At 35.4% G+C, this 24,128-nt stretch carries 23 protein-coding genes; 1 reads left to right on the top strand and 22 read right to left on the bottom strand.

Features of this window, described 5'->3' with window-relative positions:
* Window positions 1–46: 46 nt before the first annotated feature.
* The 4 genes from RTL21_RS00190 to RTL21_RS00205 form a co-directional block, all read right to left on the bottom strand.
* Window positions 47–1,264, bottom strand: a complete 1,218-nt coding sequence (locus RTL21_RS00190) for a threonine synthase (RefSeq protein ID WP_312092125.1) — start codon at window positions 1,262–1,264, stop codon at window positions 47–49.
* Between the two features lie 177 nt (window positions 1,265–1,441).
* Window positions 1,442–2,746, bottom strand: a complete 1,305-nt coding sequence (murA, locus tag RTL21_RS00195; RefSeq protein WP_312092127.1) for a UDP-N-acetylglucosamine 1-carboxyvinyltransferase — start codon at window positions 2,744–2,746, stop codon at window positions 1,442–1,444.
* Window positions 2,747–2,774: 28 nt separating this feature from the next.
* Window positions 2,775–3,557: a DeoR/GlpR family DNA-binding transcription regulator gene (locus RTL21_RS00200; protein WP_312092468.1), complete on the bottom strand. Its 783-nt coding sequence runs from the start codon at window positions 3,555–3,557 to the stop codon at window positions 2,775–2,777.
* A 222-nt stretch (window positions 3,558–3,779) separates the two neighbouring features.
* Complete coding sequence (locus tag RTL21_RS00205) at window positions 3,780–4,376, bottom strand: DJ-1/PfpI family protein (protein ID WP_312092129.1); 597 nt, start codon at window positions 4,374–4,376, stop codon at window positions 3,780–3,782.
* A 144-nt stretch (window positions 4,377–4,520) separates the two neighbouring features.
* On the opposite strand from RTL21_RS00205, the gene RTL21_RS00210 reads away from it, so the two are divergent.
* Window positions 4,521–5,582, top strand: coding sequence for a DmpA family aminopeptidase (locus tag RTL21_RS00210; RefSeq protein ID WP_312092131.1), 1,062 nt, complete (start codon window positions 4,521–4,523; stop codon window positions 5,580–5,582).
* A 45-nt stretch (window positions 5,583–5,627) separates the two neighbouring features.
* On the opposite strand, the gene RTL21_RS00215 is transcribed toward RTL21_RS00210, so the two are convergent.
* The 18 genes from RTL21_RS00215 to parE form a co-directional block, all read right to left on the bottom strand.
* Window positions 5,628–6,194, bottom strand: coding sequence for a nitroreductase family protein (locus RTL21_RS00215; RefSeq protein WP_312092133.1), 567 nt, complete (start codon window positions 6,192–6,194; stop codon window positions 5,628–5,630).
* A 105-nt stretch (window positions 6,195–6,299) separates the two neighbouring features.
* Window positions 6,300–6,917, bottom strand: a complete 618-nt coding sequence (locus tag RTL21_RS00220) for an NUDIX hydrolase (RefSeq protein WP_312092135.1) — start codon at window positions 6,915–6,917, stop codon at window positions 6,300–6,302.
* A gap of 21 nt (window positions 6,918–6,938) precedes the next feature.
* Window positions 6,939–8,111, bottom strand: coding sequence for an ABC transporter permease (locus RTL21_RS00225; RefSeq protein ID WP_312092137.1), 1,173 nt, complete (start codon window positions 8,109–8,111; stop codon window positions 6,939–6,941).
* Window positions 8,101–8,817, bottom strand: a complete 717-nt coding sequence (locus RTL21_RS00230) for an ABC transporter ATP-binding protein (RefSeq protein WP_312092139.1) — start codon at window positions 8,815–8,817, stop codon at window positions 8,101–8,103. The genes RTL21_RS00225 and RTL21_RS00230 overlap by 11 nt, the downstream gene beginning before the upstream one ends.
* A 175-nt stretch (window positions 8,818–8,992) precedes the next feature.
* Window positions 8,993–9,655 (bottom strand): DUF975 family protein, encoded by a 663-nt coding sequence (locus RTL21_RS00235; protein WP_312092141.1) that lies wholly within the window; start codon window positions 9,653–9,655, stop codon window positions 8,993–8,995.
* A 183-nt stretch (window positions 9,656–9,838) separates the two neighbouring features.
* Window positions 9,839–10,870: a glyceraldehyde-3-phosphate dehydrogenase gene (locus tag RTL21_RS00240; protein ID WP_312092143.1), complete on the bottom strand. Its 1,032-nt coding sequence runs from the start codon at window positions 10,868–10,870 to the stop codon at window positions 9,839–9,841.
* 157 nt (window positions 10,871–11,027) lie between these two features.
* On the bottom strand, window positions 11,028–11,825 hold the full coding sequence (locus RTL21_RS00245; protein WP_312092145.1) for a PP2C family serine/threonine-protein phosphatase: 798 nt from the start codon (window positions 11,823–11,825) through the stop codon (window positions 11,028–11,030).
* A gap of 87 nt (window positions 11,826–11,912) precedes the next feature.
* The gene (locus tag RTL21_RS00250; protein ID WP_312092147.1) at window positions 11,913–12,464 is read right to left on the bottom strand and encodes an AAA family ATPase; all 552 of its coding nucleotides are present in this window, start codon (window positions 12,462–12,464) and stop codon (window positions 11,913–11,915) included.
* Window position 12,465: 1 nt separating this feature from the next.
* Window positions 12,466–13,356 carry a GNAT family N-acetyltransferase gene (locus tag RTL21_RS00255; RefSeq protein ID WP_312092149.1) on the bottom strand — a complete coding sequence of 297 codons (891 nt, stop codon included), beginning with the start codon at window positions 13,354–13,356 and terminating at the stop codon, window positions 12,466–12,468.
* An 18-nt stretch (window positions 13,357–13,374) separates the two neighbouring features.
* Window positions 13,375–14,016: a histidine phosphatase family protein gene (locus RTL21_RS00260; protein ID WP_312092151.1), complete on the bottom strand. Its 642-nt coding sequence runs from the start codon at window positions 14,014–14,016 to the stop codon at window positions 13,375–13,377.
* A gap of 21 nt (window positions 14,017–14,037) precedes the next feature.
* Window positions 14,038–14,769, bottom strand: coding sequence for a class I SAM-dependent methyltransferase (locus tag RTL21_RS00265; RefSeq protein ID WP_312092153.1), 732 nt, complete (start codon window positions 14,767–14,769; stop codon window positions 14,038–14,040).
* A gap of 4 nt (window positions 14,770–14,773) precedes the next feature.
* Window positions 14,774–15,343 (bottom strand): SGNH/GDSL hydrolase family protein, encoded by a 570-nt coding sequence (locus tag RTL21_RS00270; RefSeq protein WP_312092155.1) that lies wholly within the window; start codon window positions 15,341–15,343, stop codon window positions 14,774–14,776.
* A 126-nt stretch (window positions 15,344–15,469) separates the two neighbouring features.
* Window positions 15,470–16,168: an HAD family hydrolase gene (locus RTL21_RS00275; RefSeq protein ID WP_312092157.1), complete on the bottom strand. Its 699-nt coding sequence runs from the start codon at window positions 16,166–16,168 to the stop codon at window positions 15,470–15,472.
* A 144-nt stretch (window positions 16,169–16,312) separates the two neighbouring features.
* Entirely contained in the window at window positions 16,313–16,744 is a 432-nt protein-coding gene (locus tag RTL21_RS00280) for a GNAT family N-acetyltransferase (protein ID WP_312092159.1), read from the bottom strand.
* Between the two features lie 159 nt (window positions 16,745–16,903).
* The gene (locus tag RTL21_RS00285) at window positions 16,904–17,968 is read right to left on the bottom strand and encodes an AbrB family transcriptional regulator (RefSeq protein ID WP_312092161.1); all 1,065 of its coding nucleotides are present in this window, start codon (window positions 17,966–17,968) and stop codon (window positions 16,904–16,906) included.
* Window positions 17,969–18,057: 89 nt separating this feature from the next.
* The gene (locus tag RTL21_RS00290; protein WP_312092162.1) at window positions 18,058–18,825 is read right to left on the bottom strand and encodes a hypothetical protein; all 768 of its coding nucleotides are present in this window, start codon (window positions 18,823–18,825) and stop codon (window positions 18,058–18,060) included.
* A 365-nt stretch (window positions 18,826–19,190) separates the two neighbouring features.
* Window positions 19,191–21,626 carry a DNA topoisomerase IV subunit A gene (parC, locus tag RTL21_RS00295; protein ID WP_312092163.1) on the bottom strand — a complete coding sequence of 812 codons (2,436 nt, stop codon included), beginning with the start codon at window positions 21,624–21,626 and terminating at the stop codon, window positions 19,191–19,193.
* Window positions 21,623–23,602, bottom strand: a complete 1,980-nt coding sequence (gene parE, locus RTL21_RS00300; protein ID WP_312092165.1) for a DNA topoisomerase IV subunit B — start codon at window positions 23,600–23,602, stop codon at window positions 21,623–21,625. The genes parC and parE overlap by 4 nt, the downstream gene beginning before the upstream one ends.
* Between the last annotated feature and the right edge of the window lie 526 nt (window positions 23,603–24,128).

Consider the following 24,128-nt stretch of genomic DNA (forward strand, 5'->3'; position numbering starts at 1 on the left):
TAGAACTGGCGGTTATCATAAAATTTAACGCTATTTAGCCAACAGTTTATTCTTCAATAAATTCCCCAGGCTGTAAGGTTGGAATACTCGATAGCACAACCGTTTCTGGATACTTAATCCCTGCGCCTGTATTTAAACAAACAACAACTTCTTCTTTTTTAATCCATCCTTCTTTTCTTAACTTTTCAGCAGCTGCAAAGGTTGCTGCTCCTTCTGGACAAATATAATTGCCTTCAAGCTCTGCGACTAGCTTTTGCGCTGCTAATAACTCATTCTCCGATACAGCAACCGCGCATCCATTTGTCTTATACAAACTTTCTAGTACAAGAAAGTCACCTAATGCTTTGGGAACATTTATGCCGAAAGCACAAGTTTCCGAGTTTTTATAAAAGGTAGATTCTGCCTCCCTTTTTTTCCATGCTTGCACAATAGGCGAACACCCTTCTGCTTGTACAGCTACTAATCTAGGAAGCTTGTTATCTGTTATCCAACCGAGCTCTTGCATTTCTTTCAAAGCCTTATAAATGCCGATAATTCCAACCCCTCCACCCGTAGGATATAAAATAACATCGGGAACTTCCCAATTAAATTGCTCCACAATCTCATACCCCATCGTCTTCTTTCCTTCAATTCGGTATGGTTCTTTCAAAGTAGAAGCATCATAAACTCCTTTTTGAGCAACTAATTGCCCAACTATTTTGCCGGCATCACTTATTAGTCCCTCTACTAAATGCAAATCTCCCCCAGCTATATAGACTTCTTTTCTTGTAATAGCAGGAGCATCTACAGGCATCACAATTGTTGCTTTGATGTTTGCCTTTGCAGCATAAAGCGCCCAAGCTGCACCAGCATTACCATTTGTAGGCATAGCAAGCTGTTCTACCCCAAGCTCTTTTGCTTTTGAAATCCCGACACTGGCCCCTCTTGTTTTAAATGATCCTGTTGGGATGATTCCTTCATCTTTTATGTATAAATTAGAAAGCTGATAATGCTCGCCTAATCTTGGCATTTTTTCTAATGGCGTGCATCCTTCCCCTAAAGAAACTACATTTTCTTCTGCTGTGACTGGTAAAAGTTCATGATAGCGCCATAAACTAGTTGGACGTCTTTCGATTGTTTCCTTCGAAAGATGTTCTTTTACTTTCTGTAAATCATAACGAACCAATAAAGGTGAACCACATTCACATAGCTGCTGAATTTTAGTAACCTCTAACGTTGCTTGGCATTTTGGACATTCTAAATGTGACACATAGCTATAAGACATTGTTTTCCTCCAATATAAGATTATTCGGTACATGTTTGTGAGGTAAATAGAATCGATTCCTTAACTAACAAAAAAACCAAAAGAGTCCCAAAATAGGACGCCTTTGGTTTTCCAATCAGCAAGAGTTATCTATCTACCATTATATTAAAAAAATTCAGATTATACCATTTCTTTTCACTAATTAATTCTTTTTAGTTCTTCCATTAGCATTTCATTCGTAATCTCGTCAGAATGATGTAAAGTAATGTTCGCACCAAGGCTATTAAATGCTGCTACTGCATTATCATATCCTCGTTCTATATGTTCAATTCCAGTAATCGTTGTTGTTCCTTCTGCAATGACACCCGCAAGAATAAGGCATATTCCTGCGCGGACATCGGAAGCATTAACTAATGCACCTTGTAAAGTTGATTTCCCTTTTATATGTGCAACACCATTTGTTACCTCTATACTAGCTCCCATTTTATTCAACTGATATACATGATTAAATCGGTTAGGATAAATCGTTTCACGGAGTAAGCTTTTTCCATTCGCTTGTGTTAACAATACGGTTAAAGGCTGCTGCAAATCCGTCGGAAACCCTGGAAACATAGCAGTTCTCACTCTTGTCGCTTTAATTCTACCGTCTAAAAAAGATGTAACATTATTTTCTTTTATTTCGATGCCTACACCAATCTCTTTCAATTTCGCAATACAGGAAGTAAGATGTTCTGGAATAATATCTTTTACTGTAATTATGCCTCCTGTGATCCCAGAAGAAATAAGAAAAGCTCCAGCAATAAGGCGGTCAGGTATCACACTGTAGGTGCAACCATTTAATTGTTTTACACCTTTAATTTTGATTGTATCCGTACCAGCGCCAATGATTTTAGCACCCATTTGATTTAAAAATAACGCAGTATCCGTTACTTCTGGATCACATGCTGCGTTTAATAAAATCGTTTCTCCTTCAGCTAATACCGCTGCTAGCATACTATTAATTGTCGCGCCTGAAGTGATCGTATCAAAATAGATGGTTGCGCCTTTTAATTTAGAAGCCTCTACTTCATAATAGTCTTTGTAAAAGGTGAATGTTGCACCTAATTTTTCTAGCGCCTTTATATGTTGATCAATTGGTCTGCTTACAAAATCATCCCCGCCTGGATAGCCTAGTGATACTTTTCCAAATTTAGCGAGTAATGCCCCAATAAAATAATAGGCTGTTCTAAATTTACCAGACTTTTCAGGTTCAATAATCGTGTTATTTATTTTAGTTGGGTCAATCTGAACATCTCCAAGTATATCTCGCTTCATTATACATCCAATTTCTTCACCAATTTGACGTAATACACCAAAATCTGCGATGTTTGGGATATTCTTTAAAGTTACTGGTTCACTAGCTAAGCATGCTGCTGCAAGAATTGCTAGCGAACTATTTTTCGAACCTGGTACTGTTAAGGCTCCTTCTAGCTTTGAAGGTCCTTTTATGTTCATCCATCTCATTGTAAATCTCCTATTCCATTATTACTAATCAATGTAAATCTGCAAAAATTACTCGCATTCTTTTCTCTTTTATCTCTTGAATCACTTTTTCTGAAGCACCAAGATCTGTTATTAGGATATCAATACCTTCAATCGGTACCGATTGCATAAACATTTCAAGACCTATCTTTTCATGTGGCGCTAGGCAAATTACTTTTTGTGCAACGCTGGAAACTGTCTGAGCAAATGCTGCGGCTTCGGGAGTTGAAGTACTAATTCCTTTTGCATTTATTCCTCCTCCTGTTAAAAAACAAATATCTAAAGAGAATTTACGCATCATTTCCATAGCGAGACAATCTATCATACTACCAGAGGAAACTCCTCTTAATTTTCCTCCGATTAAATAAGAACTTATATTTTCTCTTGTTCTAATATGTTCGGCAATCTTTAAGGAATTTGTGATGATTGTATAAGGGATATCCTTTGGCAAATATTTTATCATCCCATAATGAATTCCAGCTCCTCCAAGAAAAATAGTATCATTTTTTTTAATAAAGGATGCTGCTAATTTGGATATAGCATTTTCATGGGGAGCCCCTACCCCATATCTGATTTCATCTGGTTGTGGCATCGTTCGTACTTTAGGTGTTGGTCCATGAAGAATGGCGCCACCATATGTTTTTTGAAGTAAACCTTGTTCTTCCATAATCGTTAAGTCTCTTCTTATTGAATCAAGGGACATCTCGAATTTGCTTGCTAAATCTTTGGCTATTACTTTGCCATCTCTTACTATGATTTCTAAAATTTTTTTTCTTCTTTCTTCCGCTAACATACTCTTCCCTTTCCCATTAAATGCTAAATTAATATTATTCCGTTTCATTAAGCATTGTCAATCTTATTGTTCATTTTTTTTCATCCTTTTTCCGTTTTATTCATTTTAATCGATAGAAGAACATATGTTCTGTGTTGTATTTTAGTTATCCTTCACACAATCTTCATACAAAAAAGACTGCTGCATATAAGCAACAATCTTAATCTGTGATTTTTCCCTTTATTAAATCTCTATATCATATTCCATCCGTTTTGCTGTTTTTTTAGTAATTTCAGCTCCTACTAATCTCTTTACAATGTGAAAAGACATATTAATACCTGCAGAAATCCCACCTGAAGTAATAATCTTTCCCTCATCAACAAATTTAACATTTTTTACTACACTTACTTGTGGATACTCCTTTTCTAATCTTTCCAAACTTGCCCAGTGCGTAGTTGCTTTCTTTCCGTCTAACAAACCAACTTTCGCTAACAATAAGGCGCCCGTACAAACAGAAGTCATTAATTCAACTACATCCATTTGTTGTGAAATCCATTGAATGACGTTCTCATTATGTACTTCCCGCTCTCTTGCCCCAGGTCCTCCTGGAATTATTAAAATATCAAATTTCGGCATCGTATCGAAGCTATAATCAGGTAATACTTTTAAACCATTTCTCGCATGAATCATTTGGCCATTTTCAGATATAGTTTTGACAAGAAACGGTTTTGTTCCATCTTCTTTCGTTGTGACAGAGAATACCTCAAACGGACCTGCAAAATCTAACACCTCTACATCATTAAATAGAAAAATACCTACTTTCCATTGCATGATTTCCATAGTTCCCCTCCCAGTCATCCTCTTTCCATTTATAAAGAGATAGCTTTTACTCCATCATTATACCTAATAATCTTATAATGTGGACTTGATAAACTTGTAATTTTCTGAAAAAATAAAACTATATAAAAGGAAGGCGGCTTATTTATGAATGGACAAAAAAGAATTAGAGATTACGGGCTAACAATCGGGAAAATGGAAATAGGGCGAAAAAATGCTATTACCGATGTCGATGGAGTTACAGTCGGGCATGTAACATTAAATAATGGTGACGCGCAAACTGGCGTTACAGCCATTTTGCCCCATCAAGGAAATGTTTTTAAAGAAAAAGTAATCGCCGCAAGTCATGTAATCAATGGGTTTGGGAAAACAATTGGTACCATTCAAATAAATGAATTAGGGACAATCGAAACACCTATCCTTTTAACGAATACATTAAGTATCGGTACTGCTGCAGATGCACTAATTGAATATATGCTCGAGCAAAACGAGGAAATTGGCAGAACGACTGGTACTGTTAATCCGATTGTCTGTGAGTGTAATGATATGTTCTTAAATGATGTAAGAGCTCGAAATATTACGAAAGAACATGTATTCAAAGCTATTGCTAATGCCTCTCCAGAATTTGAAGAAGGCGCTGTTGGTGCTGGAAGAGGAATGCTTTGCTACTCCTTAAAAGGCGGAATTGGGACATCTTCACGGCTAATGATGATGGAGCATGGCACGTATACGATGGGCGTTTTCGTCCTCACTAACTTCGGGATATTAAGTGATCTAACGATAGCCGGCAAACCAATTGGGCAAGAACTAAGAGAGTGTCTTCTTCAAGCTGAAAAAGATAAAGATAAGGGTTCTGTCATTATTATCGTTGCTACAGATCTTCCCGTTTCAGAGAGACAATTAAATCGAATTATTAAGCGCGCTGTAACAGGCCTTTCCCGCACTGGCTCGATCATTACAACAGGAAGCGGTGAAGTAATCATTGGTTTTTCAACGGCAAACAAGATTCCCCATGAAAAACCCTCTGCTCATGTTCCTGTTTCCACCATCCATGAAGAGGATATCGATATAGCTTTTCGTGCTGTTGGCGAAGCTACCGAAGAAGCAGTACTAAATTCCTTAATCACTGCAACCCATGTAATTGGCAGAGATGGGAACGAACGCCCTGCTCTTAAAGATTTAATCGAAAAATATGCTATTAGTTTTTAATAAAAAAAACAGACGCAAGTAGTTATACAAAGCGTCTGTTTTATCTTATTTATATTTGCCTGCAAAAATGGATTCGACTAAAGGACGACGATTGGAAGGCTGTTCCCGTGCTTGAAAATCTTCTGGTAATGCTTCCTTATCCCCTTGGTATCCAATGGCGATTGCCACTTGAATATTAAAATCTTCTGGAATATTTAATACTTCGCGAGCTTTTTCCTTATCGAACCCTCCAATTGCATGTGTTTTCAATCCTTCCTTAATCGCCTGCAAGGATAAGAAGCCCCAAGCAGTTCCGCTGTCAAATGCATCCATACGATTTTGCTTATCCGATATAAGCACCGCTAACACAGGAGCATTTTTACACCATTCTAAATTTCTTTCAAAAATAAAAGAGTGGAAAAGTTCACGTTCTGCTTGTGTACGAGCAACAATAAACCGCCATGGCTGCGAATTATTGGCGGAAGGCGCCCAACGAGCTGCTTCGAAAACACGCATTAACACCTCTTCAGGCACTTCTTTTTCTAAAAAGGAACGGGGAGACCAACGATTGATAAAAATAGGATCAATTTCATAATCTGGTTGACGAAATTGTTGTATTTCTTTTTCTTCCATAGACTACCATCCTTAAAAATTTTTTCATTTCACTTTCCATTCTAATTATTTCAAAATTACAAATCAAATAATTGATTTCATTTTTAATTAACAGCTTAGATAAAATTAATCAAAATAAGCAATCTCTCCTGGATTATGTAAATGCTTAAAAGCTAATTGAATTTGTGATTCTGTATTTCTTGGTATAGACAATTTCGGAAGGTCATTTTCTGCAAAAAAACCGACGGAGCTTGTTTCCATTCCTTCTTTCGCTTCTCCCCCTACAATCTCACACTGAATAAACATTTTGTATACATGGTAAGGAGACGGTGGATGAGGATGACATTTCTTATCCACTACCCCAATTAATTTAACTGCTTTCACATCAAAACCTGATTCTTCTTGAACCTCTTTTACTGCAACTTCTGCTGGTGTTAAGCCAATATCTCCCCATCCTCCTGGCAACGCCCACGACTGATCTGTTTTTTCTTTTACCATTAATATCTTCTCATCCTTAAAAACCACCGCTCGAATATCTACTTTCGGAGTAGCATAACCTGTTTCATTTGCAAAAAGTTCACGAATAATAGTTGTATCAACTTTTGTAAATTCCGACATAATTTCCAAACTAATATTTCGAATGGATTCGAATCTTTCCAAATCATATATATCTTTTGAATACGTTAAGCCTGCTTGAGCGATCGCTTGGAGCTGCTTTGCCCAGTTTAACCATTGTTGTTCCATGCTATGCCTCCAATATTATTTTTAGACAATACCGATTATTGCCTTTAACAGCCAAACTACAATGTAAAATAAAATAATGACTAATACAGCTAGAACCAGTATTATCCATGCTCCTCTTTTCCTTGCAGAAAAATAAAAATCACGGTCCATATATTTGTTCATTAATGAATTATACTGGCAGACTTTATTCCATAAAGCAATAAGCCATCCATACATCATGAAGCAAAAACCGATAAAAATCACGATTTTTATCCATATCGGCGGAACGAGAATAACAGCCCATGTTGTACTATTTATTAGCATAAAATAGCCATATAAATAACTTGAATTCCTAACCACAATTTTAATAAATAATTCAATCAAGCCGTTAATCGGAGTACGCTTTTTAAAAATCCGCTTGGAATTCCGGAAAATTAATGGTTTCTTTCTACTAATCACCACGGGCTTTTCTATTTGCAGTGAAGCCATGAAAATATATTGAGTTATACTTGATTTACGTTCTTGCTCCATTTCAATATGTAAGTCAAGCGAGCCTATTTTACTTATTGCTTTCAAACTTAAGATAATCGACAAAATAAGAATCGCAATAGAAATAGCATAAACTGGAAAATGATAACCATTATCTACTATACTATACATCCATTGACTAAACCAATTAAATACCAGAAACAAGCAAAGTATAATAATACTTTTTCGAAAAGTAGAAACAACTTTTCTAATTTGATATTTCAGAAATAGGAGACATGCTTGTAAAGTACTAAAATAAACAAATAAGATGATAATCTCCTGCCAATTTAATAGATAATAATGGAGCAAAAAAGGTAGGAGACAACTAATCCCTGCACACATGACAAGAATTTGATGTAGAAAAGAATAAAGATAAGCCCTTCTTTTTAATCCCCTTATCAAATCAGGCATCTTTACCAAAAATACTTTGTCCGCTTCCGCCATAAAGGTACGTATATTTCCAGTCCATGAAAGGAGGTAAAGTACAAAAAACGGTATGATAAAAGGAATGTTATCAATCCATCCAGGTAGTTCCTTCCACCATGAAAGATAAATTGCTGCACAAAAAATAATAGCAGGGATAAGAATATATAAGACTACCGTCCAATCTACAACCGAGCGAAAAACCTGACTTTGAAACCTCCAATTTTGTATTACACGATTATAAAACAACTGGCTACTTTTCATTTTCAGCACCTTCAGCTAGCATATGAAAACAATCATACAAGGAGCCATTAGGCAATTGGCACTGTCTTCGTATATCCTCTATCGTTCCTTTTGCAACGAGATGACCATCATGAATCATAAGAAATCGATCACATATTTTTTCTGCTGTATCTAATACATGTGTAGACATCAAGATTCCAGCTCCACGATTTCGTTCCATTTCAATTGATTCTAGGAAAAGCTTCATCGCATTTGGATCAAGTCCCATAAATGGTTCATCGATAATATATAATAAGGGATTAGTTATCATCGCAAGAACGAGCATCGCTTTTTGCTGCATTCCTTTTGAATATTTTGTTGGGTTTTCATGTGCATGTTCCGATAGCTTGTACTTATCCAATAACGTATTTGCCTTTTCCTTAAATACTTTTTCTTCTAAACCTTCCACTGCAGCAACAAAATCAAGATGTTCCCATAAAGTTAATTCATCATAAAAAATTGGCCTTTCTGGTAAATAGGAATAATTGATATCATTGATGTAAGAAATCTCACCATCTAAAAATTCCATTAGACCTAGCAGACTTTTAATCGTTGTACTTTTGCCAGCGCCATTTGGTCCTATTAGACCAACCAATTCACCTTTTTTAATTGTGAAGTTAATATTCTGAATGATTTCTTTCTTTTTCTCATAGCCAGCTGATTGAATGGCTACTTTTAGAAGAGACATCTGCCCATCCTCCCTCTCTCATTACTATTACATACGAAAAAAGAAGAGAGAAAGTTTCTTTATTTATATAAAATAGTCACAATTTCTTCCAAAGAAACAACTAAAAAAAGGACTACCATATGTAGCCCCAGAGAAAATTTTATCCTTTAATCTAGTTTTGAAAGAGATAACCAGATTAAAGTTCTATTACCTCTTTTTCTGCAATAAGGTTATGATAAAAAGCTGCATTAGAAGTATACACGTAAGGAACTAACCAAAGAAATCCAATTCCGAGGGAAATAATACAAAGAATCCCCCAGCCAATAAAGCTTAGATTCAACAAAAAGTACTTCCACTTGTATCCACTCATTCTTCTTCTACTTTCTGTGATTGCTTCAAAGATTCCATACTCTGGATTATCCTTTAATAAAAACATCGTTTGGGAATAAGCTAACCCTTTAATAATCCCAGGTATAAGTAACAATAAGGACCATAAAAATGTAAATATACCAATCATGATATTTGTGCCAATAAGCTTCACAGATAGGGAAGCATCTGTATAAATTCTAAACGCTTGAGAAACTTGTGGGCTTTCTGAACGTACCAAGCTTAAATAAAACCAAAGAATTCCTATGGACAATGGAATATACAGGAGATTGATGATAAAATTTACCAACTCAGCTCCAGCAGAAGGAGATTGCTGATAAAGCCAATTATGTATTCCACCACTAAATAGAATATTAATTAGTGTCGTAAGAACCAGACCAATAAGGAAATATATGATGGTTAATAAGACACCTTTTCCCCAAGATCCTTTTAAAGCTTGCCTTGCTTCTGATTTAATTTGTTTTATTTTCATTTTCATTCCTCCTCTAAGCTATTTAAATGAACACTGTCCTCCTTTCATTCCTAAATATAAATATGCGTGATATTCCCATTTATGAGGAAGAATTATCATGAAAATACGATAAAAAAAAGATAGATGCAGATAGGCAAATTACCTTTCTCCATCTATCCTTTTATTAACTAAACTGGCTTTTATTTATACAGCTTGACTATCCATTTCTACTCGCATTTTGCTACCGACAAGCTTTACCAAATCAACCACTCGATTAGAATAGCCCCATTCATTGTCATACCATGCAAGTATTTTCACTTTATTTTGCCCGATGACCATTGTAGATAAAGCATCAATCGTTGCAGATTGGGTCGTTGTATTAAAATCAACAGAAACTAAGGGTTCCTCAGTGATACTAAGAATTCCTTTCAGTTTTCCTTGTGAAGCCTCTTTAAATGCTCGATTAACGGCTTCTGTCGTTACGTTTTTCTCTAAATCAACGACTAAATCGACTAAAGAAACATTCTGCGTTGGTACTCTTAATGCCATTCCATGAAGTTTTCCTGCTAGGTGTGGAAGAATCTGTTTTAAAGCTTTGGCAGCGCCTGTTGAAGTTGGGATAATATTTTGCCCACAAGATCTTGCCCGGCGCAAATCCTTATGTGGATTATCAATATTGTTTTGATCATTTGTATAAGAATGAATTGTTGTCATTAAACCATTTTTTATCGTAAAATGCTCATCAATAACTTTCGCGACAGGTCCTAAGCAATTGGTCGTACAAGATGCATTCGAAATGATATGATGTTTATCAATATTTAATGCATCCTCATTCACGCCCATTACAATGGTTGCATCGGCATTAACCCCAGGAGCTGTAAGCACAACTTTTTTCGCGCCAGCTTTTAAATGCAGTACTGCTTTGTCTCTGCTATTAAATTTCCCGGTAGCTTCTATCACGATATCAATATCTAGTTCATTCCATGGTAATTTTTCAGGATTGCGGTTATTCACTAACAGAATCTCTTGGCCATCTATTAGAATGGAATGATCTTTAGCCACAACTTCACCAGAAAATTTCCCATGAATTGTGTCATACTTTATTAAATGTGCTATCGTTTCAGAAGGATAACTGGCATTAATAGCAATAATATGTATATTGGGATCATTAACAGCATTCCTAAGTACCATTCTTCCGATTCTCCCAAAGCCATTAATTGCAACTGATATTGTCATATAATCCGCTCCCCTTTTAAATATGTTATACTATTTAATAAATCATCAAAATAAGTATAACACATTAAAAATAAAATACATCTTATTTAGAGAAGAAAATAAGATGTATTTTTCATACTAATATGGTTTTAAAAGGGCTAACGATACTTTTCCATGTCTATAAATCGCTCGGCATAGTAGTTTTTTTCTTGTTTGAAACGAACCAAGATATAATAGTTGTGCTATCACACACGTTTTTATTTTTAATATCCTTTAACAAATAATAGACACTTTCTTGATTAGATAATGTTTTAAATCCATTAAAGATTGGTTCCATCAGATGATAATCAGAATTAGGACATTCGGTTAGACCATCTGTAGTGAGAAATATATGTGATTTGCCCAGTCTTAATTCTTTCACACCTAGATTATATGAGGGTACGCCTTGATGAAAGGTGCTGTTTTGCCCAATCCATTCATAGAAGCTTCGATGATTTTGCTGGTATTCTCCTAATCTAGCAAGCTCTGGATGATGTAATGTGAGTAAGCAGTCGCCAATCGATAGCCACCATAGATAGTTTTCTTTTCTTACAACGATTAAGCATGCTGTTTCTCCTTGAATCGTTTTGCATTTTTCTAAAAATGCCTTGCTAGAAAAATGGTTCAAGAAAAAGGAAGTCATTTGCGGAAACAGTTGATTCAACGGTAATTGTAGAAGCGTTTTTATCTCTTTTCGTTTTTCATCTATACTTTTTATGACTAATTCTGCACTCTGGGCTGTATCATGTGCATCTAAGAGGGTAGCTAATTCCCAATCTTCTTGTTCGTCTATCCAGATCAAGCAACCGTCTTCATTTTTATATTGACCTGCAGAAGAGTTTCCTCCAAATCGTCCAAGCACAAGATTATTTTTCAGCTGAAGAATGTTCATTTCATCGACAAAATGCTTTTCTGAACCTACCCACTTAAATTCCATATTTCACTTCCTCAAATATAAAGCAGCCATTAGCCAATTTCTATTCCCCCTATGATAAAAAAAACTATTTTCTCCCTGTAAGAGTCATTAACTCTTTTGAAACAATTTCCGATGAACGAGTTTTTTATCCTTAACCATGAAGATCTTTTCCTGATACTTTTGATATTTTTCTAAAAAATATGGTTTGCCTACCTGTTCAAAATGTTTATTCCAGCGAAACATCTTAAGAAAAATTTTAAAGGTAGGCCGATAATGTACTGGTTCAAGACCAAGTTTTTGCTTAATAAATCTTTTTATAATGCGATAGGTTCGAATATGATAGTCAGTGTCCAAGAAAACAATCATATCTGCTTGTTGGAAACTACTATTCACCCACTCTTCATTATGTACTCCTTCGATAATCCATTTATCCGTTTCTACGATTGAGTGTAGAAACCGCTCTCTTTCCTCTACTGTTCTTCTGATATCATCATTTTCCTTTCGCAGCCAAACAACATTATCGAGTTCATAATACGGAATTTCTAGTTTAATAGATAATTCCTTCGCTAATGTTGTTTTTCCACTACCTACGGAACCAATGATATGAATTTTAGCTGGAGTAGCTTTCACATTTAACACCTCAATTATAGTAGCCCACATATTATGCGTGAGAGGTCAGTGGGAAAAGGATTGGTTGGATCGTTTCATTCATTTTTGCAGGACGCATAAATAAAACATCCTCACTCTCAACAAGTGTACAAACACTTTTGTTGTTTAATACATCTGGAATAAAATGAAATACCACTCTTTTAGTTTCATCCGTAACAATGACTGACAAGAGGGCTTCTATGTCTATTTCAGATGTACTGATTACATCATATAGATGAAGCTCGTCGTCAATTTTTTCATAGAGAATAATTGCATCTTCTTTTTCCAAATAATAAGTCATTTCATTAAATGCTTCAATTAAATAAAAGAATAGCAAATATTTATTCCGTTTGACTCCACATATAGTAGAAACAGGAATTCGATTTTCAGCAAATCTTTTCATCAGAAGAAAGTCATCGCTTTTATCTACATCTAATTTCCGAATAATGGAGATGTTCTCTTGCTGTATAGGAAAATTAGACAAGCTCATTACCAACCTAGTTTCTTGTATTCGTTCAAACCCAAATTTCGGATAAAAATCAAGAACAGATGGATTGGCGAATAAGTAGATAAAGTCATATTCTTTTATATATTTTCCTAAAACATGGTTGATCAATTTTACAGCTAATCCTTTATTTCGATAGTCTGGATGTGTCATTACCGTCCCAAGCTGAAGTGCTTTATACTCTTTATGTTGAATGATAACATTCATCTTATTGATGGAAACATTGGCTACCACTTTATCTCCATCCAAATAGGAATAACAAATATAATCATCATTCCAGCAACCAAGTTTATCCCATTTTGTAAAATCAATATGAAATACTTGCTTAGCTAATCCTATAAAACTCTTTTTATATATTTCATTTTCTTTGTAATCTGATATTAATTGCAAGGAGTTCATAATATTACTCCTTTCTTATTAGTTTTCTATGCTCAAAGATAACTTTCCACTATCACGGAAAGAAGCATCTGCTACTTTTTCCACCATTATTTGATCTTCTTTTACGAGAATAACAGATACACAGCAATTGTCATGGTGTGGAAATCCATCACTGTTTAAAAGGGATTTCATCAAATAACCAATGGTTACTCCATGGGAAAAGACTGCTATATTCCCGCCTTTTTCTTTATGTGCTGCTATGATATCAGCAATAGCTGCATTTGTTCGATTTAATAATTCAGTAAAAGATTCTCCATCTTGAACCTTACTTTCCACATCTGTAAAGGAAAATAGTCTTTCAAGAATATCGCCATGTTCGGTAATAATATCTGTCTTCAGCATTGCCTCTAGCATACCAAAATTCATTTCCTTTAATCTCACATCTTTGGTTATTTCAATATTTCTAGTACCAAGTGCAAATTTGGCAGTATCTAATACTCTCTGACTATCACTTGCATAAACTGCTTCAAAGGGAATGTCTACTAACCCAGCACCTACCGATTTCGCTTGTAGTATCCCATTTTCCGTTAAAGGGGAATCACAAAACCCTTGCATCCTTTGCTCGATATTATATTGTGTCTCCCCATGTCTAATAAAATATAGCCTTAATTCCTTTACCATTTTGAACATCCTTTCCCTAGTTTATTTTTCACAGGAGAATATCAAGAAAAGCGGGATCCTCGTTCTTCTTTTGTATTCTTCTTCCTCATGAAAGTTCTCTTGTTTAGGCATTCCTTCTCGTAAATCTGTCACTTTAAAGCCTGCTTGTTTTAACAGTCGAAAATATTCCTCAATCGTACGATGATATTTTACTACATTCTTACCTATCCAAGGCTCGTTTCTTTCTCCCATTGAAAAATAGTCATCTACAACCCAATTAGTTCTTTTTCCCGATGAATCGGCACTCTCACAAGTAGAAAGCAACAGTGGGTGTTGAACAGTAAAAACGAATTTCCCATTATCTTTTAACGTATGGTATACACCCTGAAAAATCTTATGTAAATCTTTTATATAGTGAAATACTAATCTTGAAACAACCACATCCATCTCATGATTAGTAAAGCTCCAATTTTCTAGTGTGGAATGATAGACGGTAGCATTTGTGCCAGTTAAATGCCGGGAAGCTTCCTCATACATTCTTTTTGAACCCTCCACACCTACATAGTTTTTCGCACCTTTTTCTAATAGTTCGATACCGAAATTTGCATCTCCGCATCCTAAATCAAGAATTGACTTGCCTTTGATTTCCGCTAATAATTCATATAAAATCGGTCTTTCTATCCTATTATTAGGACTTGATTCTCGATTTCTTCTTGCTCGGTAATTCTCAAAAAATTGCTCATTATCATACACAGAGGAACCTCTATATGCCATTTATTCACCCCTTTTGAATTTCTCGTATTTTTTTCACAATCAATTCTACTAAAATATCATATCCATCTTCCCCAAAATGTAGTCCATCATTATGTATGCCTTTTAATTTCTTCTGATAATCTTTCATAGAAAGCATTTCTGTATAAAAATCAATAAAATGCGCTCCTGTTTCGACGGCAACTTCTTTAACAGCATTCGCATAACTCGCTAATACTTCATTTGTTCTAGCAAACTGAACCGACTCGTCGACTGGAGCTGGAGTGATAAGAATAGTCTTGGCTGTACCAATTAATTGGACCATTTTTCTTATATTATTTTGATAGGTTGATAAATCAATCATTTTATGAAAGGCTGCATCATTTGCGCCAAATAAAACCGTTACCAAATCAGGCTGCTTATAGATAACATCTTTTTTTATCCGATTTAATGCATCGACTGTGTTATTTCCACTAACTCCTGCATTAATTATTTCGTAGTTACCGATTTTATCTGCCATCTTTGCTGTCAAAACAGCTTCTTTTCTATTTTCTACCCCTGCAGTAATACTATCGCCAAAGCATATTAAAACAGACATTTATTCACCACCTTACTATAAGAATATTCAAGCTACTTGTTTTCTTTCCTATTTTATACCATTTAGATGAATTCGTCTTTTTCTTTTAATTAATTGGATGAAAAAGAGATACTTGTTGAAACTTTTTTATAATAATAGCAATAAGTCGGATAACTTATTAATACTTGGGTATTTTGAACTTTTTTGAGAGTTTGGTTTTGATAGTATTAATATTGACTGTATCCCCATATAAGAAGCACTATCTAGATTTTTTTCATAATCATCAATAAATAAGGTCTCATTTGCTGGTAAATTCATTACTTTAAGTGCGTTTTCAAATATACCTGAACTAGGTTTGTTCTCCCCAATTTCAAAATTAAAAGTCATATTATCAAAATAATCATAAAACCCTTCATTTTTTAGAACTCTTACGATAGATGGATCTGTATCAGATATAAGTCCAATTTTATACTTTTCTTTTAAACATTCAATTGTCTTTTTGGCATCATCATAAAACACATAATTAGAATTATTATATACTCTATCATAAGCAATAATCTCAGCTTGTTTCTCTGATAATTTAAGTTCAGGTAACTGTTTAGCTATTATTTTATAATAATTGCTGTACCTGACAAATTCCTCGGCTTCTTTCTTGTAAATTTCCGTTTTTAGACATTCATTTGCTTTAATAAATGCTGTATTGCGTCTATCCTTTGGTATGGAATGTAGAATATCCAAATTAATAAATTCTAAAGCCTTTTCAGTTATTTTCCAATCACCTGTAGAGGGACGAAATATTGTCCAACCAAGGTCAAAAAATATCCCGCGAATCGGTTTTTTTATCATCATAATCGAACTCCTTGATAAAAGAATGAATACAAAGTTTTCATAACCTACTAATGTCCCATTTCTTTTAAACGATTTTATTGTTTTGTTCTATAAAAAACAATAAATTTTCATTTTTTAGCATTTTATATACACTTTAAGTCCTTACGTTAAAATCTTCGAAAATCCTGTACTTGCTGCGTCATATCCCATTTTATTATAAAATTGATGCGCATTTGCTCGCTCTGGACGATTTCCGCTATTTAATCCGATTCCCACTACACCAAGTTCTTTTGCAAATCTTTCAACTTCGGCAAGTAACATCCTTCCACCCCCTCTATTTCTATAGGTAGAATCAGCTACAAAGGCTATTATTCTAGCATAAATACCATCTTTGTTATAAAGAAAATCTGTATGAAACCCAATCCTTCCAACCACTTTCTTTTCATCGCAAGCAACTAAAGTATAATGATTGGGGCTTGCATCAATAGCTGCTAATCGAATTTCCATTTGCTCAATGGAAGTCTGGTAACCAAGTTGTTCCATTAATACAGCTAATTCTTCTCTATCATTAGAAGTTGCTTTTCTTATCTTCATCTCTCACTCCTAACAAGATTTTAAATGGTGAATATACCTGAATAAGAGCCCACATTCAATGAAAAAGTAGTAGGACCATTAACAAGTTGATTTATATAAAAAAAAGCAGACCACTGACATAATTATTTGGTCTACCACATTTAAAAAATTTAAATAATATTAACTTTTTCTCCCCTCTAATCGTTGTTCCACCCGTTGAAATCCCCATTTCATAATAATTGGCACACAAAACAAGATAAATAATAAGCGAAACAATTGATAGGTTGTAATTATAGGCAAGTTCGCATGAACAGATTGTCCTAACACTGCCATTTCCGCCATTCCCCCTGGTGCTAAACCAATAAATGCAGTCAATAAGGAAATATCACTGTCTAAGCTAATTAAAATATAACCAAGTACTAAAGAAAAAAGCACAAGTAAAGAAGAAGTTATAGTGACGACACTTAAAAACTTAGCCTTATTTTCGATATTCCCAAACTTAATTTGCATACCAAGATGAATGCCTATTAATGTTTGAGCAATACAGGTTAATGTAGTTGGGATTGCTGGCACATCCATCCCAGCTATAGAAATAGTCGCAACGAGAAGCATTGGGCCAATCATAAATGGTGCAGGAAACTTCCACTTTTTCACTAAGCTTGCGATAAGAAAGCAAAAGAAAAGGAGCAGAAAAATCACCCAATGATAGCTTGCACTTTCTACATTAGCAGTCACGATAGTAGTTGCTTGGTTTCCATACAATATTGGACTATAAACAAGAAGCGGCACGAGAATGATAACAGATAATATTCGGCTGATTTGTATAACGGTTACGACTGTAAGATCAATTCCTTTAATTTCAGAGCTAATCGCAATCATTTGAGATAGACCACCTGGAATACTACCTGCAACAGTTGATTTTAAATTACTATGTGTCAATTTCGAGGTGATAAATGCAAGAATTAAACTAAAAGCAATCATGATAACAGTCATTAAGAGCATAGAGGGCAAGTGGCTCCCCATTTCCAATAATGTCTGTTTGGTGAATTGCTTTCCGATGAGGTATCCAATGACAAGAAGTCCGATATCTCGAAAAGAGAAAGGTAATTTAGGAGAATGTTTTGCAAGCCGAACATAAAGTATCGTACCGAACATGGGGCCAAGTAGCCAAGAAAGGGGAAGTTGGCATACTTGAAACACCCATCCTCCAAGTACGGCGGTTAAACATAAGAAAAGTAATGACATAATTTCGATCCCTTCTAAAAAAATAAGTACTCTAATTATACTACTTATTTTCCCTTAAAATGAAGGATCTTTTTATATTTCGGTAATCATTAGCTGCTTTTATAGCTAATCTCCTTCACTTTTACTTTTTGCAGTACCCATTCTTGCTTATTCCAGGTCCACCAAGTTTCCAAGTAACCGATTGTGTCTACTGCAGCTAATCCACTTATTTTTTGTTTTCCTTTAATAGCCGTTTGATTATTGAATCTAGTCATCTTTATCTCGGAAAACGGGGAAAGAATTAATTCTGTTGGTTCATTTAATCTTCCTTTATGATAAAGACCCAGTTTTTCATAATGATGTCTACGATCATATAAATCAAAAATATACGTTTTTTCTTTATTTATTTTTAATTCTGCCTTATAGGCATCCTTAAACTGACTTTCAACCGATGCTAACTCTGGTTTTTGTAATTCTACTAAATTATTTTCCTGCAATTGAAAGAAATAAAAATTTTTTTCTGATCCTCTTTCATTGGCAGAAACAGTAAGCACCAATTCTTTATGGTGATCATCATTTATATCCACTATATGTAATTTTGGATCAAAGCCACCTTCAACTGCCAAAGTTGCAGTCTTATCTTTCCGTATAGTTACATTAAGAAACAATTCCTTGAAGAAATTACTATTTTCAGGTTGATCGGAAGCATCCCCCTTTAATTGAATCACTTCTTCTTGATCATCATTTGTAATATCCGTCTTTTCTTCCACGATTAATTTATTCGTTTTCTCATCCTTCTCCATTGCATATACACCAGTAATAGCAGTTAAAGTCATTAAAAAGAAAGCACTTAAAGCAACAAGTAATTCCCTTCTCATGCTAAAACCTCCTTACATCATAATAGTGTTAGTATGACCTTTTTTGGAAAAATCATGTAAGTAAGGAAAAGAAATTTATAAAATAACGGGGATATTTGTTGTTTTAGAATTTAAGGGATGGATAGTTGCATTGGGACGAAGAAGGGATGAACGCCACTTTTTCCCTCATTCTTACCAAAAGTGGCTTTCATTCGCTTAAGCAACTCTCTTTTTCCCATCGTTCTTATCCAAAATGCATTTCATTCACTTACTCTATGTATACCTCACAATACTTCCTAATCCAAACCAAAGCAAACATGCTCAAAAAAAAGATTCCCAATCGCAAGTACACTTTGCAAATTGGGAACCCCTTAAACTTATACTATTTATGCTTCTTCGTGGGTAACTCTTTCTTCCCACAATTCTACAATCTTACCTGCCTCTGTTTCATCGATAACAAAGGAACCATTTGAATAGCGATCATTAAAGCGGAGGTCTGCAACTTTTACAGATTCCATCTCCCCTTTTTCGGTCTGTATATAAACTGTATCTTGTGATTTAACTACAGTCATACCAACAACACGATGTGGATTCGCTTTTAATTCACGAAGCGTGATTAAACCTCGTTTTGCTCTTCCTGAGAACTCAAATTCGGATAGCTTCATTTTCTTAATGGAGCCACGTTGCGTAATAATAACAACACTTTCCTCTTGCGGATTAGTAATTACTTTACCAGCAACGACATAATCGTTATCTTTTAGATTAATGCCTTTAACACCAGCTGCTCTTGCGCCAACTATATTAATCTCTTCCTCATGGAAACGTAAAGAGTAACCGAAATGTGTCGCAATAATCACTTCTTGTTTGCCGTTTGTAAGGTGAACATCGACTACTTTATCGTCACCTTTAAGATTAATTGCAACTAATGGCTTCGAGTAACGCTGTGCTTTATAATTAATCAATTCTGTTTTCTTTGCCATTCCATTTTTCGTAAAGAAAAGCAGATATTGAGATTGTTCAAAGTCCTTAATTGGCATAGCTTTCATAATCGATTCATCACGATCAATTGGAATAATATTCGAGATATGCTGCCCTAGGTCTTTCCAGCGTATATCCGGCAATTCATGAACAGGTAAATATAAATAGTTGCCTTTATCCGTGAATAACAATACTACATCTGTAGTGTTCACATCAATTTTAGCAAGAATTCTATCTGTATCCTTCATTCCAAAATCTTGGCCATTGCTGGCTGCATAAGAACGTTGACTTGTACGCTTAATATAGCCATCTTTTGTGACTGTTACAATAACATCTTCGCTTGCTACTAATACTTCAAGATTAATTTTGATTTCTTCAATTTCATCTTGAATCAGTGTACGTCTTTCACTTATGAAACGCTTTTTAACGTCTTTAAGTTCTTTTTTGATAACCGAAAGCAATTTCTTTTCACTTGCAAGAATGGCAGTCCATTCTTCAATTTTTTCCGCTAAATCTGCAGCTTCTGCTTCTAATGCTGTTATATCTGTATTCGTTAAGCGATATAACTGTAAAGAAACGATTGCTTCTGCTTGTGGCTCTGTAAATTGAAAAGCAGCGATTAAGTTATTTTTCGCATCTCGTTTATCTTTGGACGCACGAATAGTTGCGATTACTTCATCCAATATCGACAATGCTTTTATTAAACCGTCTACAATATGCTCTCGATCCTTTGCCTTTTCTAGGTCAAATTCCGTTCGGCGTTTAATCGTATCTTTTTGATGGTCAATATAGGCATCAAGTAAAGCAATAATCCCCATTAGCTTCGGACGTTTATTATGGATGGCAACCATATTAAAGCTATAAGTAATCTGTAGGTCCGTGTTTTTAAATAAGAAATTTAAAATTCCGTTTGCATCTACTTCTTTCTTTAGCTCAATAACAATACGTAAGCCCGTACGATCTGTCTCATCCCTTACTTCAGCAATTCCTTCTACTTTTCGATCTAATCGCAATTCGTCTATTTTTTTAACAAGATTACTCTTATTTAGCTCATATGGAACTTCTGTAATGACGATTTGTTGTTTGCCGCCTCTTAATGTTTCAATTTCTGTTTTCCCGCGGACAATTATTTTCCCTTTACCTGTTTCATATGCCTTTTTAATACCGTCTAACCCTTGGATAATACCGCCAGTTGGGAAATCTGGCCCTTTTATATGCTTCATAATATCTTCAACCGTACAATTTGGTGAATCCATTCTCTCCATTACACCATCTATGACTTCCCCTAAATGATGGGGTGGTATATCTGTTGCATATCCAGCTGATATCCCTGTAGAACCATTGACTAAGAGATTCGGGAATTTGGCTGGCAAGACAGTTGGTTCATTGGAAGTATCATCAAAGTTTGGAATAAAATCAACGGTTCTTTTTTCAATATCACGGAGTAATTCAGCCGAAATAGCAGAAAGCCTAGCCTCTGTATAACGCATTGCTGCTGGCGGATCACCGTCGATGCTACCGTTATTTCCATGCATTTCAATTAAAACGTTACGAACCTTCCACTCCTGACTCATTCTGACCATTGCTTCATAAACGGAAGAATCTCCATGTGGATGATAATTACCGATTACATTACCTACTGTTTTGGCTGATTTTCGGAAATGTTTATCATGTGTATTGCCTTCTACATGCATAGCATAAAGGATACGGCGCTGTACAGGCTTTAATCCATCCCTTGCATCAGGAAGTGCACGCTCTTGAATAATGTATTTACTATACCGTCCAAAACGGTCACCGATTACATCCTCTAGGGGTAAATCACGGTATTGCTCTAATGAACTCATGATGGACTGCCCTCCTCTGCGACCGTAATATTTTCATTTTCTAAAATATTACCTTCATCTTCTAAGCCGAATGCAACGTTTGATTCAATCCATTTTCTGCGTGGCTCAACTTTATCACCCATCAATGTTGTTACACGACGTTCTGCACGTGCAAAATCATCTATTTTTACACGGATTAGAGTTCTTGTTTCTGGATTCATTGTAGTTTCCCATAATTGATCCGCATTCATCTCACCTAGTCCTTTATATCGTTGCAGGATATAACCTTTGCCGACTTTTTTTATCGCATCCTGCAGGTCATCGTCACTCCATGAGTATTCGATGACTTCTTTTTTTCCAGAACCTTTACTTACCTTGTATAAAGGTGGTAGGGCGATGTATACTTTACCAGCTTCTAAAAGTGGCTTCATATAGCGATAGAAAAACGTTAGTAATAGAACTTGGATATGGGCTCCATCGGTATCAGCATCTGTCATAATAATGACTTTGTCATAGTTAGCGTCTTCTACATTAAAGTCGGCTCCAACGCCTGCACCGATTGCATGGATAATCGTATTAATCTCTTCATTCTTAAAAATATCTGCAAGCTTTGCTTTTTCGGTGTTGATTACTTTCCCTCGAAGAGGCAGTACTGCTTGGAAACGACGATCTCTACCTTGCTTTGCGGATCCGCCAGCTGAGTCCCCCTCCACTAAATATAGTTCATTTTTCTGTGGATTTTTTGATTGCGCCGGTGTTAGCTTACCAGAAAGAACGGCTTCCCCACGCTTACGCTTTTTGCCACTTCTTGCTTCTTCTCTAGCTTTTCGAGCCGCTTCTCTTGCTTGCGCTGCTTTAATCGACTTTTTGATTAACAGGGTACTAACTTCAGGATTTTCCTCAAAGAAATAGGCTAAATGCTCGGATACAACTGCATCTACAGCCGATCTTGCTTCGCTTGTACCTAATTTCCCTTTTGTTTGTCCCTCAAATTGCAGTAAGTCTTCCGGTACTCGAACAGAGACTATCGCAGACAGTCCTTCACGTATATCAGAACCATCTAAGTTTTTATCTTTTTCTTTTAAGAGACTGACTTTACGAGCATATTCATTGAACATACGAGTCATTGCTGTTTTTGCACCAGCTTCATGGGTACCGCCATCTTTTGTGCGGACATTATTAACAAATGACAAGACATTTTCTGAATATCCATCGTTGAATTGAAAGGCATATTCCACTTCAATTCCATTGCTCTCTCCCTCTAGGCTAACTACAGGATGAAGCGTATCTTTCTCTTCATTTAAATAGCCAACAAATGCTTCGATTCCATTTTCATAATGGAAAACACTTTGCTCATTATTTCTTTCATCAATAATTTCAATTCGCAATCCTTTTAATAAAAAAGCAGATTCTCTTAACCGCTCACAAAGCGTTTCATAATTATACGTTGTTGTTGAAAAAATCGTTTGATCTGGCTTAAAGTGAATCGTTGTACCAGATTGATTCGTTTTCCCGATTTTTTCTAATGTTGTAACAGGTTTTCCGCCGTTTTCAAAACGTTGTTCATAGACAAATCCATCACGCTTAATGTTTACGACAACCCATTCTGATAGCGCATTAACTACAGATGCACCTACACCATGCAGGCCACCACTTGTTTTGTAGCCACCCTGTCCAAATTTTCCTCCAGCATGAAGAATGGTAAAGATAACTTCAGGAGTTGGCTTTCCAATCTTATGCATTCCAGTTGGCATTCCACGTCCTTTATCCTTGACACTTATGGAATTATCACGATGGATTTTTACAATGATAGTATCTCCAAATCCAGCCAGTGCTTCATCGACTGCGTTATCTACAATTTCATATACAAGATGATGCAAACCTCTAGAATCTGTACTCCCAATATACATACCAGGACGTTTCCTTACAGCTTCTAATCCTTCTAACACTTGAATCGCATCATCATTATATTCGAATGCTTGCTGATCCTTTGCCACTGACATACCCCTTTCACTTCTACAAATCCGACATATTATCTTTCTATGTATCATGTCGAACAATTGTTTATGTATTCGTCTAAAAAACGAATTATCCTCTAAAATCCCAAAATTTTATAGGAGAACTACTTTTCTTAAGGCTGTAATCTAAATGATTGGTGCTTATCAATTGGAAATCTTATTTAGAGTTCCTGAGCTTCCTGAATACACACGTAGACTCATGGGGAATTTAGCGCCACCCAGGCTATGCCTGGGAGGTTCTCCCCTCGTACCACGGAAAGTGAAGTGCATTTGAGCAGCAGATTAAATTAGCAAAAAAGCCTTTGTTTATTAGACGAGTTTAAAAGAAGGCTATTCTTCCAACCTTCTTTTTTTTCAAATATATTGAAATTTTATAAACAGTTGTTGATACTAATTTCAAAAAATAGAACAATTGTTCCCACATCGTATTGTAGCACATAATCTCATCTTTTACGTTCATTTTTCAAATTTATCTTTTGATTTTATCTTTCGATTTTTTCCCGGC

The sequence above is a fragment of the Niallia sp. genome (assembly GCF_031978665.1).
Taxonomy (GTDB): domain Bacteria; phylum Bacillota; class Bacilli; order Bacillales; family Cytobacillaceae; genus Niallia.

Excerpts from the sequence above, each read along its gene's own strand:
- RTL21_RS00235 (WP_312092141.1), bottom strand. The coding sequence starts at position 9,655 with ATGAAAATAAAACAAATTAAATCAGAAGCAAGGCAAGCTTTAAAAGGA.
- RTL21_RS00230 (WP_312092139.1), bottom strand. The coding sequence starts at position 8,817 with ATGTCTCTTCTAAAAGTAGCCATTCAATCAGCTGGCTATGAGAAAAAG.
- RTL21_RS00280 (WP_312092159.1), bottom strand. The coding sequence starts at position 16,744 with ATGAAGATAAGAAAAGCAACTTCTAATGATAGAGAAGAATTAGCTGTA.
- RTL21_RS00260 (WP_312092151.1), bottom strand. The coding sequence starts at position 14,016 with ATGGTAAAGGAATTAAGGCTATATTTTATTAGACATGGGGAGACACAA.
- RTL21_RS00220 (WP_312092135.1), bottom strand. The coding sequence starts at position 6,917 with ATGGAACAACAATGGTTAAACTGGGCAAAGCAGCTCCAAGCGATCGCT.
- RTL21_RS00285 (WP_312092161.1), bottom strand. The coding sequence starts at position 17,968 with ATGTCATTACTTTTCTTATGTTTAACCGCCGTACTTGGAGGATGGGTG.
- RTL21_RS00210 (WP_312092131.1), top strand. The coding sequence starts at position 4,521 with ATGAATGGACAAAAAAGAATTAGAGATTACGGGCTAACAATCGGGAAA.
- RTL21_RS00190 (WP_312092125.1), bottom strand. The coding sequence starts at position 1,264 with ATGTCTTATAGCTATGTGTCACATTTAGAATGTCCAAAATGCCAAGCA.
- RTL21_RS00270 (WP_312092155.1), bottom strand. The coding sequence starts at position 15,343 with ATGTCTGTTTTAATATGCTTTGGCGATAGTATTACTGCAGGGGTAGAA.
- RTL21_RS00275 (WP_312092157.1), bottom strand. The coding sequence starts at position 16,168 with ATGATAAAAAAACCGATTCGCGGGATATTTTTTGACCTTGGTTGGACA.
- RTL21_RS00225 (WP_312092137.1), bottom strand. The coding sequence starts at position 8,111 with ATGAAAAGTAGCCAGTTGTTTTATAATCGTGTAATACAAAATTGGAGG.
- RTL21_RS00200 (WP_312092468.1), bottom strand. The coding sequence starts at position 3,557 with ATGTTAGCGGAAGAAAGAAGAAAAAAAATTTTAGAAATCATAGTAAGA.
- RTL21_RS00290 (WP_312092162.1), bottom strand. The coding sequence starts at position 18,825 with ATGAGAAGGGAATTACTTGTTGCTTTAAGTGCTTTCTTTTTAATGACT.
- RTL21_RS00240 (WP_312092143.1), bottom strand. The coding sequence starts at position 10,870 with ATGACAATATCAGTTGCAATTAATGGCTTTGGGAGAATCGGAAGAATG.
- parC (WP_312092163.1), bottom strand. The coding sequence starts at position 21,626 with ATGAGTTCATTAGAGCAATACCGTGATTTACCCCTAGAGGATGTAATC.
- RTL21_RS00255 (WP_312092149.1), bottom strand. The coding sequence starts at position 13,356 with ATGAACTCCTTGCAATTAATATCAGATTACAAAGAAAATGAAATATAT.
- murA (WP_312092127.1), bottom strand. The coding sequence starts at position 2,746 with ATGAGATGGATGAACATAAAAGGACCTTCAAAGCTAGAAGGAGCCTTA.
- RTL21_RS00205 (WP_312092129.1), bottom strand. The coding sequence starts at position 4,376 with ATGGAAATCATGCAATGGAAAGTAGGTATTTTTCTATTTAATGATGTA.
- RTL21_RS00250 (WP_312092147.1), bottom strand. The coding sequence starts at position 12,464 with ATGTGGGCTACTATAATTGAGGTGTTAAATGTGAAAGCTACTCCAGCT.
- RTL21_RS00245 (WP_312092145.1), bottom strand. The coding sequence starts at position 11,825 with ATGGAATTTAAGTGGGTAGGTTCAGAAAAGCATTTTGTCGATGAAATG.
- RTL21_RS00215 (WP_312092133.1), bottom strand. The coding sequence starts at position 6,194 with ATGGAAGAAAAAGAAATACAACAATTTCGTCAACCAGATTATGAAATT.
- RTL21_RS00265 (WP_312092153.1), bottom strand. The coding sequence starts at position 14,769 with ATGGCATATAGAGGTTCCTCTGTGTATGATAATGAGCAATTTTTTGAG.